A 13,725-nucleotide genomic window follows, 5' to 3' on the forward strand; every position below is an offset into this window, starting at 1 on the left:
TGAGGAGGATAATGGCAGCGGATTATACGCATCTCGTGGGCTTCTCTCCATGCAATCCTGACGAATAATTCAGCATTAGGTTTCTTTGTTTGGCGAGTCTTACCACTCACGGGTATAATTTATCACCTGACTTCTCATTTTAGGACGCATGTTTCGTGCCACGTGAACTCTCATACGCTCAATCTTTCCAAACGGACTGCTTAGAACAGCTCGGGGTGGTGAGTTGGTTTGCCTCCAGCGAGCCCGTTGTCGGCGTGACATTTCGTCCTGCTCAGCCTTGGGCGCGAGCGGATGGGTTGGTAGCTGACGCGCCGCCAGTGGTTGTTTCTGAGCCGGACGTGTCTGCGTTTGCGCCCCCAGAGCCAGTGGTGCCTCCTAAGCCCGTTGATCCCGCAGAAAAAGACGCCAGTGTGGCGAACCTACGCCAGCAACTCAATGCTGCGCCGGAAGTCATCGTCGAAGATCTGCAGCCTATTGAAGAGCCTTCGGTTCACATTGATCCTATGCCAGAGGTGGTTGATGCCGGTTTGCCTACCCGTGTCAGCATGGCTGGATATTGGGTTGCAGAGCGTTTGTTGCTGATTACGGACTTACCTTTGTCCTTTGATGATGAGGCCGCGCTAGATAAGCTGGCATTAAGTTTGTCGAAAGCGCTATTAAAGCAAGACATAGAGGCCTGGCAAAAAGCCAACTTCATTTGGCCCGGTAAGTTGAAAAATCGCTACCTGCTGAATCGACAAGATTGGGTGCTAGGGGCATTTGAGCAGTTTTTGACTAATTACCTAAAAGCGGATGCGCCTTTGTGGGTCATTATTGCAGGAGAGCAGGGGGCGCAATTTGTTGAAGCCTTACCTGCAGGTCATCCATTAAAAGCCTATCCGACAGCCCATGTGCACAGCTTGCCACAAATGTTGCGTATCCCGGAGTTGCGCAAAGAGGCATGGCAAACCATGCAGTCCACTTTCTTTAATAAGTGATCTTGTATGATCTTATTGCATCCTGAGTATCACATACGGGAGGCTGACGCCTCTGATGCGCTTTTGATCATGGCGCTGGATCAGCATTCTAATCCTCACCCTTGGTCTGAATCTTTGATTAAAGACGCCTTGGCGACACGCCGAAACTGGGTGGTGGAAACCCAGACAGATCACCAAGTTGTGGGCTGGTTGACCGCATTCCAAGTGGCGGATCAGGCGGAGCTAGAACAAATTGTGAGTCATCTGGCCCACCGTCGCAAAGGCTTGGGGAAGGCCTTAATGCAGACATGGCTTAAATGGTGCGATGAGCAATCCATGTATGAGTGTCTGTTAGAAGTGAGAGAATCCAACCATGCAGCCATTGCCTTATACCAACAATTAGGCTTTGACATCGTGGGACGACGAAAAAACTACTATCCTTTGACATCGGGCGGCGCAGAAGCAGCGATCCTGATGACTCGATTAACCGTTAAATGAAACGCGAATAAAAGGGGCGAATTATGGCCAGTGTATTGGTGCCGGTTGCAAATGGCAGCGAAGACATCGAAGCAGTCACTATTATTGATGTGTTACGTCGTGGCGGCGTGGAAGTTACTGTGGCGAGTGTCCATGATACCCAGCAAGTGACCTTGGCTCGCGGTTGTAAGCTAGAGGCGGATGTGTTGCTAACGGATGTGGCGGAGCAAATGTACGATGCCATTGTCTTGCCTGGTGGTATGCCAGGGGCAGAGCATCTACGGGATTCTAAAGTGCTGTATGACATTTTAGAAAAACACGACGAAGAGAATGCTTGGTTGGCGGCGATCTGTGCTGCACCGGCTTTGGTGTTAGGTCATCATGGCTTCTTGGTGGATGCTCAAGCCACCTGTTATCCGGGGTTTGAAGAACACTTAAAAGGCGCGGATTATCTGCCTGATCAACCGATTGTTATGGACGATAATGTCATTACCGCTCAAGGGCCTGCCATGGCCATGGCGTTTGCGCTTAGTGTCCTGTCAGCTTTGGTGGGTTATGACGGGACTCAAGAAGTGGCTGATGGCTTATTGTGCTAATTTTTTGATCTTGTCTAAAAGGTCAAATAAAAAGCGCCATAAAGTGTCGAACTTTACTGAATCAGGCGGCTTTTAGAGTGGACGGTTTGGCCATATAAGAGTAAAATTGTTCAGATTTTTTAGCCATAGCTAGCTCAAATTAAGCAGTAGTCTAGCGATGGCATCAGCGTGATTTTATAAAGCGAGGTGAGCCACGAGTTTACCTCGCTTTTTTGCAACCTAAAATAGGCTTTTACGGGAGGTTCCTTTGGCAACATCAGCGATTCTTGCTCTGGAAGACGGCACTATATTCAGAGGAGTGTCGATCGGGGCAGATGGCTCTTCAACCGCAGAGGTTGTATTTAACACCTCTATGACCGGTTATCAAGAAATTCTTACCGACCCTTCCTACGCTCGACAAATGGTCACTCTGACCTACCCTCACATTGGTAACACTGGCGTTAACGCCGAAGACGAAGAGTCTAACCAAGTTTGGTGCTCGGGCTTGATTATCCGTGACCTACCATTGCTTTCTAGCAGCTGGCGTCAACAAGAAACCCTAGACGCATACTTAACGCGTAAAGGTGTGGTTGGCATTGCGGACATTGATACGCGTAAATTAACTCGTATCTTGCGTGAGAAAGGTGCTCAAGCTGGCTGTATTATGGCTGGCGACAACATCAACGAAGAGGAAGCGGTAGCACAAGCCAAAGCTTTCCCTGGTTTGAAAGGCATGGATCTAGCCAAAGAAGTGACATCAGAGAAGTCTTACGAGTGGACAGAATCTACTTGGGATCTGGTGGATGGTCACACTACGCCAAGCGAGTTCCCATTCCACGTGGTGGCTTACGACTTCGGTGTGAAAACAAATATCTTGCGTATGTTGGTTGAGCGAGGTTGCCGCTTGACTGTCGTACCTGCGAAAACGCCTGCAAGCGATGTGCTAGCTCTTAAACCAGATGGTGTTTTCCTGTCTAACGGCCCGGGTGACCCAGAGCCATGTGACTACGCGATTGCAGCAATTAAAGAGATCCTAGAGACTGAAATTCCCGTGTTCGGTATCTGTCTAGGACACCAGTTGCTTGCTTTGGCGAGTGGCGCACAAACCGTGAAGATGAAGTTTGGTCACCACGGTGCAAACCACCCAGTACAAGACATTAAATCTGGCCGAGTGATGATCACCAGCCAGAACCACGGCTTCGCTGTAGATGAAGCCACGTTGCCGGCAAATCTTGAAGCGACTCACAAGTCTTTGTTTGATGGATCTCTTCAAGGGATTGCACGTACTGATAAAAAAGCGTTCAGCTTCCAAGGGCACCCTGAAGCGAGCCCTGGCCCACACGATGTGGCGCCGCTGTTCGATCAGTTCATTGAAAACATCAAAGCAACGAAAGCCTAAGCGAGAACGAGAAGACTATGCCAAAACGTACTGACATAAAAAGCGTCTTAATCTTAGGTGCTGGTCCGATTGTCATCGGTCAGGCCTGTGAATTTGACTACTCAGGTGCGCAAGCCTGTAAAGCCCTTCGTGAAGAAGGCTTCCGAGTGATCCTTGTGAACTCTAACCCTGCGACCATCATGACTGACCCTGTGATGGCAGATGCGACTTACATCGAACCGATTGAGTGGCAAACAGTAGAGAAGATCATCGAGAAAGAGCGCCCAGATGCGGTACTTCCGACCATGGGTGGTCAAACGGCTTTGAACTGTGCGCTGGATCTTGAGCGTCACGGTGTCCTAGCGAAATACAATGTTGAAATGATCGGCGCGACAGCAGACGCTATCGACAAGGCGGAAGACCGTCATCGTTTTGACGAAGCCATGAAAGCTATCGGCCTAGAATGTCCTCGTGCGGGCATCGCTCACAACATGGACGAGGCAATGGGCGTTCTGAACGAAGTTGGCTTCCCATGTATCATTCGTCCATCTTTCACCATGGGTGGTACCGGCGGTGGTATCGCATACAACATGGAAGAGTTCGAAGAGATCTGTACGCGTGGTTTGGACCTTTCTCCAACCAATGAGCTTCTGATCGACGAATCTCTAATCGGTTGGAAAGAGTACGAGATGGAAGTTGTACGTGACAAAAACGACAACTGTATCATCGTTTGTGCCATCGAAAACTTCGATGCCATGGGTGTTCACACAGGTGACTCCATTACTGTTGCACCGGCTCAAACTCTGACCGACAAAGAATACCAAATCATGCGTAATGCCTCTTTGGCAGTATTGCGTGAGATCGGCGTTGAAACCGGTGGTTCTAACGTACAGTTTGGTATGGATCCTAAGACAGGTCGTCTAGTGGTAATCGAGATGAACCCTCGTGTGTCTCGTTCTTCTGCCCTAGCGTCTAAAGCAACAGGTTTCCCAATCGCTAAGATCGCTGCGAAATTGGCCATTGGTTATACCCTAGATGAGCTACAAAACGACATCACTGGTGGCTTAACACCAGCGAGCTTCGAGCCATCTATCGACTATGTTGTGACTAAGATTCCTCGTTTTACCTTCGAGAAATTCCCAACAGCGAACGACCGTCTGACGACTCAGATGAAGTCTGTTGGTGAAGTGATGGCCATTGGCCGTACTTTCCAAGAGTCTATGCAAAAAGCATTGCGTGGTCTTGAAACAGGTTCTGACGGCTTCAACCCTCAGCTAGATCTTGCTGACGAAACCAGCAAAGAGAAACTGCAGCGCGAACTGAAAGCACCAGGTGCGGACCGTATTTGGTACATCGGTGATGCCTTCCGTTCTGGCATGAGCGTTGACGAGGTGTATGAAGTAACTGGCGTTGATCCGTGGTTCCTAGTGCAAATCGAAGACCTAATCAAAGAAGAGCAAGCCCTAGAAAACGCTGGTCTTGCGGATCTTGATTACGACTACATGCGCCGTCTAAAACGTAAAGGTTTCTCTGATGCGCGTCTAGCGTCGCTACTAAGTGTCACTGAGAAGTCTCTACGTGAGCGCCGTTACCTAGTAAACGTACACCCTGTTTACAAGCGTGTGGACACCTGTGCGGCGGAGTTTGCTTCGAACACAGCTTACATGTACTCCACGTACGAAGACGAGTGTGAAGCAGCGCCAAGCGACAAAGAGAAAGTTATCATCCTTGGTGGTGGTCCTAACCGTATCGGTCAAGGTATCGAGTTCGACTACTGCTGTGTGCACGCGGCCCTAGGTCTACGTGAAGATGGCTTTGAAACCATCATGGTGAACTGTAACCCTGAAACGGTTTCGACTGACTACGACACGTCTGATCGTCTGTACTTCGAGCCAGTGACACTGGAAGACGTACTAGAGATCGTTCGTAAAGAGCAGCCAACAGGCGTTATCGTTCAGTTTGGTGGTCAAACACCTCTTAAGATTGCTCGCGCGCTACAAAACGAAGGCGTGCCAATCATTGGTACAACGCCAGAAGCCATTGACCGTGCGGAAGACCGTGAGCGTTTCCAAAGCATGATACAGCGTCTAGGCTACAAGCAGCCTAAGAACGCCACTGTTCGTTCTACTGAACAAGCGATCGTGAAAGCCGCGGAAATCGGTTACCCACTTGTGGTACGTCCTTCTTACGTACTAGGTGGCCGTGCAATGGAAATCGTCTACAACGAGAAAGAATTGACTCGTTACATGACCTCTGCGGTAAAAGTCTCTAACGACAGCCCAGTATTGCTAGACCACTTCTTGAACTCAGCGATTGAGATCGACATCGACTGTATCTCTGACGGCAAGCAAGTCGTGATCGGTGGCATTATGCAGCACATCGAACAAGCGGGTGTTCACTCTGGTGACTCTGCGTGTTCTTTGCCGCCATACTCATTGCCAGCTGATGTGCAAGATGACATCCGTGAAATGATCAAGCGTATGGCCCTAGAGTTAGGTGTTATCGGCTTGATGAACACTCAGCTTGCGGTACAAGACGGTGAAATCTACGTGATCGAGGTAAACCCTCGTGCGTCGCGTACGGTGCCATTCGTTTCTAAGTGCATCGGTCGTTCCTTGGCGCAAGTGGCTGCCTTGGTTATGGCAGGTAAATCCCTAGAAGAACTTGGCTTCACAGAAGAAATCATTCCTGAGTACTTCAGTGTGAAAGAAGCGGTATTCCCGTTCAACAAGTTCCAAGGTGTTGACCCGATTCTTGGGCCTGAAATGAAGTCTACCGGTGAAGTCATGGGTGTCGGTGATACCTTTGCTGAAGCCTTTGGTAAAGCTGTTCTAGGTGGCGGTACTGTATTGCCAACCTCTGGCAGTGCCTTCATCTCTGTCCGTGATCAAGATAAAGCGGGTGCTGTGGATGTTGCGAAACGCCTTGCTGGCCTTGGCTTCAAACTTGTTGCAACCGGTGGTACGGCTAAGTACCTAGCGGACCAAGGCGTTGAGGTTCAGAAAGTGAATAAAGTAAACGAAGGTCGCCCTCATATCGTAGATATGTTAAAAAATGGTGACATCGACTACATCATTAACACAACATCTGGCACTCAAGCCATTGCAGACTCCTCTGTGATCCGTCGCACAGCGCTTCAAGGTAAAGTGTGTTACACCACGACTTTGACTGGTGCGGAAGCAACCAGCCTTGCGATCAGCCGTCTTGGCGAAGAGATCAAGGTAAGAAGACTGCAAGATTTGCATTCGGGGAAATAATGAAAAAAGTACCTATGACAGTGGAAGGGGAAGCGCGTCTACGCGAAGAACTTAACCACCTGAAATCCGTTGTTCGTCCACGAGTGATTGCTGACATCGCAGAAGCTCGTGAGCACGGCGACTTGAAAGAAAACGCAGAATACCACGCTGCTCGTGAAGAGCAGGGGTTTTGTGAAGGTCGTATCTCTGAGATCGAAGGTAAACTATCGGATTCACAAGTCATTGACGTGAAATCCATTGCCCACACGGGTAAAGTGATCTTCGGCACCACGGTGACTTTATACAACGTGGACACAGAAGAAACTGTGACCTACAAAATCGTAGGCGATGACGAATCGGATGTGAAAGCGAAGAAAATCTCTTACGCTTCACCGATCGCCAAAGCAATCATCGGCAAAATGGAAGGGGACGAAGTGCCTATTAAAATTCCAGCCGGTGAAGTGGTTTACGAAATTGAGAAAGTAGAGCACCTGTAAACTCAGGTATCTAATCACTCAAAGGACAAAAACGCCAAGGAGAAAACTTCTTGGCGTTTTTTTTGTCTGTGTTTTAGGTCAAGATTTTGTCAGCTTGGCCGAAAAACTGACTATCCTTAATTTCTAATAGAATGCTTATTATCATCATGAACCGACTGATCCTTTCATTACTGTGCGTAGTCTTTTTGGCCAGCTGTGGCGTGCCAGAGGATCCATTGGAGGGGCAAACAAGTGGATCAACTGATGGAAGCTCGGGGGAAGATTCTGGGAGTGGCTCGGATACGGGAGGCGATTCTGACAGTGATACAGATTCAGAGACAGTGGATACAACCTTGCATCCGGTTGTTTCACTGGTTGCTATTGCTGGCAGTAATGCAGTAAGACTGAACTGGAATACAGTGCTAAACGCTGAGTCTTATGATGTTTATTATTCAACGTCTGAAATTACAGATAGCACGGACTTAGGAACAATTAACAAAGCTACAGTATCGCCAACTACCGATACTACTTACACTGTAACTGGCTTAAGCAATGATGTTTTGTACTATTTTGCAGTAGTTGCAAATAGCGGCTCTGCATCGGCCTTGGCAGGAGCAGATCCGTTAACTACGGATGTTGGGCCTGTTAAAGCTGTCACCCCGAATTCTAATGGGTTGGATCTTACTCAGTTCACAAGTACTCGTGAGTTAAATGACACCGGAGCGACTTACTCTCTCACAACGACTAGCCACGACGACACATGCGCTTCTCCTGGAAGTTTAAATGCAGATTACCAGGACTGTAGTTATGGCCGAGATAACGATGATCAAGCTAATGCTGATACAGATGGTATTGCAGGTTTTAGCTTTACTAAAATTGACTCCACGGGTCGCAAGTTGAAATCTTCTGTTGAGGATTGGGACTGTGTATTAGACAACGTTACTGGGTTGATGTGGGAAACGAAAAAAAATGGTAACGGTACCTTGGGAGAAAGTCTTCATGACGCTGATGATGGCTTTACTTGGTACTTTGATAACAGTCACTCAAACTATCAAACCCTAGTAAATAGTGGTGCAATACCTGAAATTGGTAGTGGAGTATCTTCTGGTTCACCGGAAGGTACTACGCCGAATTCTTGTTACGGCTACACGGTAAGTACGACTTCAACTAACTGTAATGCTCACTACTTTATGAATCGTGTTAATGAAGTGGGTTTATGCGGTTACAATGACTGGCGTTTACCATCCACCAATGAGCTAATGAGTATTGTTTATTATCGCTCGATCGTTCCAACTCTGACTATAGATGCTTTGGAAGAAAGCTTTTTTCCAAAGGATGACTCCGTTGTTCGTTCTAAATTTTGGACTCGGTCTCCCTACAATGACCCTGACTCAGATGATAGGGCTTGGTCGGTTGTGTTTAGAGATACCAGTAGCACAACAAGAGGGAAGGAGACAGGGATGGTTGAGCCACAAACTAAATCAACAGTGTATGGCATAATTTTAGTGAGGGATGCTGGCTGATATGATTCGTCTTAAGGTATTTCTTGGTAGCTCATTCTTGTTGTTTACTAGCATTTCCGTGTTTGCTGAGTGTTCAAGTAAGCGTGCGATCATTGCTGAGACTGCCCCAACCTCCAATTACATAGTGGATACTTCACGTGAGGTGGTAACTGATACCACAACAGGGCTTATGTGGAAAATGTGTCTTGAAGGATTGTCTGGTACTGATTGTACCTCTGGCTCCGTTGCTAGTGTGACATTCACTGGGGCAACTACCCTGGTTGATGATGCAAATACAGCTATGTTTGCGGGTTATGACAATTGGCGATTGCCAAATATTAAAGAGCTCCGTACTACGGTGGAGGAGCAATGTCGTCAACCTGCATTTAATGAAGAGGTATTTCCAAATGTTCCTGGAAGTGGCTATGTTTTCTCCAATACGCCACGTTCTTACCGCGAAACTGGTGAGATTTGGTTGTGGTTAATAACAACGGCTCAAGGGGCCCTGTATCCATACGGAGTGAACTCTAGTGGCTCTGGTGCGACATCTAGTTCACACGTCCGCCTTGTCCGTAATGCTCAGTGAGTAATTTTACGGCTTTATTGGCCGCTGAATCCTTCCAGCGACAAGGCCAGCAGTCTTTATAGCAATGAGAAATCTAAGCTGATTCCCAGCCTCCCGTCGCGGATGTAATCCGCTCCCACAATGTGTGGCTTGGCGCATAAAAACATGACTTCTTGCCAAAAAAGTACAATGTTTGTTGTGGTTTAAGGTGGATAATGGTGTCTATTCCATCTAACAACAAAGATAAAGAGGGCGTTATGGCAGGACAGATTCAAGGTAAATTTGCCGCGGTAACCGGTGCCGCTTCAGGGATAGGTTGGGCGAGCGCTAAGGCGATGCTCGACGAAGGCGCGACGGTTGTATTGGTTGATCGTGACGCTGCAGCCCTAGATAAGGTCTGCCAAGGCTATCCTGACAGGGCTAAACCTCTTGTGATTGATTTGTTGGACACTCAGGCTTGTAAGGCGTTAGTGGGTGAGATTTTAGCTCTCACAGGGGGCACATTAGATATCTTCCATGCCAATGCTGGTTTGTATGTGGGTGGGGATTTGGTAGACGCGGATCCGGATGCCATCGACCGTATGTTGCAGTTAAATGTAAACGTGGTGATGAAAAACGTTCGTGACGTAATCAAGCATATGAGTCCCCGCAAGACCGGAGATATTGTGGTAACCAGCTCTCTAGCAGCCCATTATCCGACCCCTTGGGAGCCTGTGTATGCGTCGTCTAAGTGGGCGATTGACTGCTTTGTGCAAACGACCCGCCGTCAGGTTTTCAAAGATGGCCTGCGTGTGGGTTCTGTGTCCCCTGGGCCTGTGATCACGGCTTTGTTATCGGATTGGCCTGAAGATAAGTTGGCGGAAGCCAAAGTCTCTGGCAGTTTAATTGATCCGGTTGAGATCGGAGAAATCATTATCTTTATGCTGACCCGCCCTCGGGGTATGACCATCCGTGATGTGGTGGTGATGCCAACGAATTTTGATTTGTAAGGGAGCTTTGTAGCGCTGAATATTTTCAGCCCGACAATAGGGTGCGTGCTCCGTGCCACAAGCGGATCTGGCATCTGATTCCCAGCCGCCCGTCGCGGATGTAATCCGATCCCACAAAGGGGCTAATCGGCAATGAGGTGGTTCACCTAATTTCTCTGAAGACATAAAAAACACCAGCCTAGGCTGGTGTTTTTATTGGGCTGAGAGCGCTGTTAGCAATTAGGCTTGAGCGTCTTTGAATGCTGCAATCAGGGCTTGAGTCGAAGCATCTAATGCGCTGTTGTCAGAGTCGCTGACTAGGCGGTTGTAGATGTCTGTACCCAGTACTTTGCCTAGCTCTACGCCCCATTGGTCGAAGGAGTTGATGCCCCAGATGGTGCCTTGGACGAAGGTACGGTGCTCGTACAGTGCGATCAAGGAGCCAGTGGTGAATGGGGTCAATTGCTCGGTCAATAGGGTGTTGCTTGGACGGTTACCTGGAATCACCTTGTGTGGTGCAATGGCAGCCACGTCCGCTTCGCTAGCGCCTGCTTGACGCAATTCTTGCTCTGCTTGTTCTAAGGTTTTGCCGACCATTAAGGCTTGAGATTGGCTCAAGCAGTTAGCGAAAAGTTGTGCATGGTGATCCGCCACTGGGTTGTGGGTTTTCAGCGGTGCAATAAAGTCCACTGGTACAAGGCGTGTGCCTTGATGTAGCAGCTGGTGGTAGGCGTGCTGGCCGTTTGTGCCTGCGCCACCCCAGATGATTGGGCCGGTATCCGTTTCAACGCCAGCGCCGTTCAGCAAATTCGCTTTACCGTTACTTTCCATATCCAGCTGTTGAATGTGAGCTGGCATAGCACGTAGGTAATGATCATAAGGGATTAGGGCGTGGGTTTGAGCATTATGGAAGTTGCTGTACCACACACCTAAGGCGCCCATAATCACGGGTAGGTTCTGCTCAAATGGGGTGTTTTTGAAGTGCTCATCCATGGCGTGTGCGCCATCAAGTAGCTCATAGAAGTTGTCCATGCCTACGGCAACGGCAACGGGTAAGCCAATAGCTGACCACAAGGAATAGCGACCACCCACCCAGTCCCACATTGGGAAGATGTTTTCTTCAGCCATGCCGAAATCTACGGCTTTTTTGACGTTGGAGCTGACGGCGGCAAAGTGCTTTTTGATGTCCGCATCAGGGACGCCTTGTTCAATACACCAAGCTCGGGCCGCGTTAGCGTTGTACAGGGTTTCTAGGGTGCCAAAAGACTTAGACGAAACGATGAAAACAGTGGTTTCCGCGTCCAGTAGCTTAAGCTTTTCGGTGATGTCAGAGCCATCTATGTTGGCAATGAAGTGCACCTTGATGCCGTCTTTTTTGTAGGGTGTCAGGGCTTCTGCCACCACTTTAGGGCCTAGGTAAGAGCCACCGATACCAATGGACACCACGTCGGTGATTTGTTTGTCCGTGTAACCACGCCACTCGCCACTGTGCAGTTGAGCAACAAAGGATTCCATCTGGCTTAGGGTGCTGCGTACTTCGTCGAGCACGTTTACGCCATCGACCATTAGGGTGTCTTGAGCTTTGCTGGCACGCAGAGCAATGTGAAGAACGGAGCGATTTTCAGTGTTATTGATGTGATCGCCGTTGAACATGCCTTGGATGGCATTTGACATGCCTGCTTGCTCTACAAGTTCGAGCAATAGCTTCATGGTGTCATCAGATGCTCGGTTTTTTGAGTAATCTAATGACCAGCCTGCAGCGGTGGCTTTGAAAGACTCGGCACGTGAGGCATCCGCTTGAAATAGGTCAGCGATTTTGGTCTCTGACATGTCTTTCTGATGCTGTGCAAGTGCTTGCCAAGCGGGCAGTTGCGTGGGTGAGCTCATGACAATCTCCCTAGGTTGAGTATAAGAGTTATGGTAGCTCGACGGTAATATTATCGATTAGTCGAGCTTTGCCTAAGTAGGCGGCAACCAGTATGACTAGCTGCTTCTCTTCCTCTGACGGTGTTAGTAAGTTATGTTGCGCGCGAATTTCAAAGTAGTCACGTTTGAACCCTACCGCTTCAAGCTTCTGTTGAGCTTGTTCGCGGATATCTGCGTGGCTAGCGCGACCTTCTAGGAGCTGTTCTTTCGCCCATAAAAGGGTTTGGTAAATCGTGGGTGCGATGCTTCGTTCGTCATCGCTTAGGTAGCCGTTGCGTGAGCTGAGGGCAAGCCCTGACTCAGCACGGGCAATGTCGACACCAATGATCTCAACATTGGAGCTAAGATCGCGGGTCATGTCTTCAATGACTTTTAATTGTTGATAATCTTTGTTACCAAAAATCGCACAGTCAGGCATTACCACATTAAATAGTTTTGTGACCACAGTCGCAACACCCACAAAGTGTCCCGGGCGTGATGCACCGCATAAAATATCTGATAGGCCAGTGACTTCGATTTGGGTTTGGCTACGTTTGCCGTCTGGGTACATTTCTGATGCAGATGGGGCAAATAGGTAGTCACAGGTGTTGTGTTCCAGCAGTGCTTGGTCTTCTTTAAGAGTGCGTGGGTAACGCTCCAAGTCTTCGTTAGCAGAGAACTGCATAGGGTTAACAAAGATGGAGGCTACGACAACGTCGCCTTCTTTGCGTGCCCGACGAATCAATTCCATATGACCATCGTGAAGATTGCCCATGGTGGGGACAAAAGCAATGCGCTTATCTTGTAGGCGTTCAATTTTTAGAGCTGTACGCAGCTCGGCAATGGAGTGGAATGTTTTCATGCGTTAAACGTGTGCTCTGCTGCTGGGAATGTACCGTTTTTCACTTCGCTGACGTAGGCCGCGAAGGCTTCTTCAATGGAACGGCCATCGGTTAAAAAGTTTTTAACGAATTTGGCTGGGCGGCCCATGTTGATGCCCAGCATGTCATGCATCACTAAGACTTGGGCGTCTGTGTCTGCCCCCGCGCCAATACCGATTACAGGCACTGGAACCGCTTCTGTGAGGGATTTGCCCAGTTCGCTAGGGATGCATTCGTAAAGCAGAATGTCCGCTCCCGCTGCCACCAATTCTAACGACTCCGCTAGGATCAGGTCTGCTGCTTCTTTGTCTTTTCCTTGTACTTTATAGCCACCTAGCTTATGGACTGCTTGAGGGGTTAAGCCAAGGTGAGCACACACTGGGATGCCGCGCTCAGATAATAAGCGCACCGTATCCGCTAGCCAGCTTCCGCCTTCGAGTTTCACCATGTTGGCGCCTGCTTGCATGAGCTTGGCAGCGTTCTCTAGGGCTTGTGTTGGGGTGCTGTAGCTCATAAAGGGCATGTCAGTCAGGATAAAGGCATGGCTGTTACCACGCTTGACTGCGGCGGTGTGATAGCACATTTCGTCGATGGTGACTGGGAGTGTGCTGTCTTGACCTTGCACAACCATCCCTAAGGAGTCGCCTACCAAGATGGTTTCGATGCCAGCATTGTTCATGGCATGGGTAAAGGTGGCGTCGTAGCAGGTTAAACAGGTGAACTTCTCGCCGTTCTGCTTCATTTGTTGCAGCTTGGAAAGGGTAATAGGGCGAGTCGGTTTTTGGGCTGTCGTATCTGAGTACATG

At 48.9% G+C, this 13,725-nt stretch carries 12 protein-coding genes; 9 read left to right on the plus strand and 3 right to left on the minus strand.

All coding sequences use genetic code 11. The features are described 5' to 3' along the window. Positions 1 to 155: 155 nt before the first annotated feature. The 9 genes from ACZ5DR_RS07995 (at position 156) to ACZ5DR_RS08035 (ending at position 10,154) form a co-directional block, all read left to right on the plus strand. Complete coding sequence (locus tag ACZ5DR_RS07995; RefSeq protein ID WP_377368782.1) at positions 156 to 977, plus strand: hypothetical protein; 822 nt, start codon at positions 156 to 158, stop codon at positions 975 to 977. Between the two features lie 6 nt (positions 978 to 983). Beyond that, a complete protein-coding gene (rimI, locus tag ACZ5DR_RS08000; protein WP_377368780.1) occupies positions 984 to 1,454 on the plus strand; it encodes a ribosomal protein S18-alanine N-acetyltransferase in 471 nt (156 codons plus the stop codon). 23 nt (positions 1,455 to 1,477) lie between these two features. Continuing rightward, complete coding sequence (locus ACZ5DR_RS08005; protein ID WP_377368778.1) at positions 1,478 to 2,029, plus strand: DJ-1 family glyoxalase III; 552 nt, start codon at positions 1,478 to 1,480, stop codon at positions 2,027 to 2,029. A 247-nt stretch (positions 2,030 to 2,276) separates the two neighbouring features. Then, the gene (gene carA / locus ACZ5DR_RS08010; RefSeq protein WP_377368776.1) at positions 2,277 to 3,407 is read left to right on the plus strand and encodes a glutamine-hydrolyzing carbamoyl-phosphate synthase small subunit; all 1,131 of its coding nucleotides are present in this window, start codon (positions 2,277 to 2,279) and stop codon (positions 3,405 to 3,407) included. Positions 3,408 to 3,424: 17 nt separating this feature from the next. After that, positions 3,425 to 6,643: a carbamoyl-phosphate synthase large subunit gene (gene carB, locus ACZ5DR_RS08015; RefSeq protein WP_377368774.1), complete on the plus strand. Its 3,219-nt coding sequence runs from the start codon at positions 3,425 to 3,427 to the stop codon at positions 6,641 to 6,643. Further along, entirely contained in the window at positions 6,643 to 7,119 is a 477-nt protein-coding gene (greA, locus tag ACZ5DR_RS08020; RefSeq protein WP_377368772.1) for a transcription elongation factor GreA, read from the plus strand. Before carB ends, greA begins: the two co-directional genes overlap by 1 nt. Positions 7,120 to 7,265: 146 nt before the next feature. Then, positions 7,266 to 8,621: an Lcl C-terminal domain-containing protein gene (locus ACZ5DR_RS08025; RefSeq protein ID WP_377368770.1), complete on the plus strand. Its 1,356-nt coding sequence runs from the start codon at positions 7,266 to 7,268 to the stop codon at positions 8,619 to 8,621. A gap of 1 nt (position 8,622) precedes the next feature. After that, complete coding sequence (locus ACZ5DR_RS08030; protein WP_377368768.1) at positions 8,623 to 9,186, plus strand: Lcl C-terminal domain-containing protein; 564 nt, start codon at positions 8,623 to 8,625, stop codon at positions 9,184 to 9,186. A 236-nt stretch (positions 9,187 to 9,422) separates the two neighbouring features. Beyond that, a complete protein-coding gene (locus ACZ5DR_RS08035; RefSeq protein ID WP_377368767.1) occupies positions 9,423 to 10,154 on the plus strand; it encodes an SDR family oxidoreductase in 732 nt (243 codons plus the stop codon). Positions 10,155 to 10,373: 219 nt separating this feature from the next. Here the strand turns inward: ACZ5DR_RS08035 and pgi are convergent, their stop codons facing one another. The 3 genes from pgi to panB are packed head-to-tail and all read right to left on the minus strand — an operon-like array spanning position 10,374 to position 13,724. Beyond that, entirely contained in the window at positions 10,374 to 12,020 is a 1,647-nt protein-coding gene (gene pgi, locus ACZ5DR_RS08040; protein WP_377368765.1) for a glucose-6-phosphate isomerase, read from the minus strand. Between the two features lie 28 nt (positions 12,021 to 12,048). Further along, positions 12,049 to 12,900: a pantoate--beta-alanine ligase gene (panC, locus tag ACZ5DR_RS08045; RefSeq protein WP_377368764.1), complete on the minus strand. Its 852-nt coding sequence runs from the start codon at positions 12,898 to 12,900 to the stop codon at positions 12,049 to 12,051. Then, positions 12,897 to 13,724 (minus strand): 3-methyl-2-oxobutanoate hydroxymethyltransferase, encoded by an 828-nt coding sequence (gene panB, locus ACZ5DR_RS08050; RefSeq protein WP_377368762.1) that lies wholly within the window; start codon positions 13,722 to 13,724, stop codon positions 12,897 to 12,899. The genes panC and panB overlap by 4 nt, the downstream gene beginning before the upstream one ends. Position 13,725: the final 1 nt, after the last annotated feature.

It is taken from the genome of Marinomonas vaga (assembly GCF_055388305.1).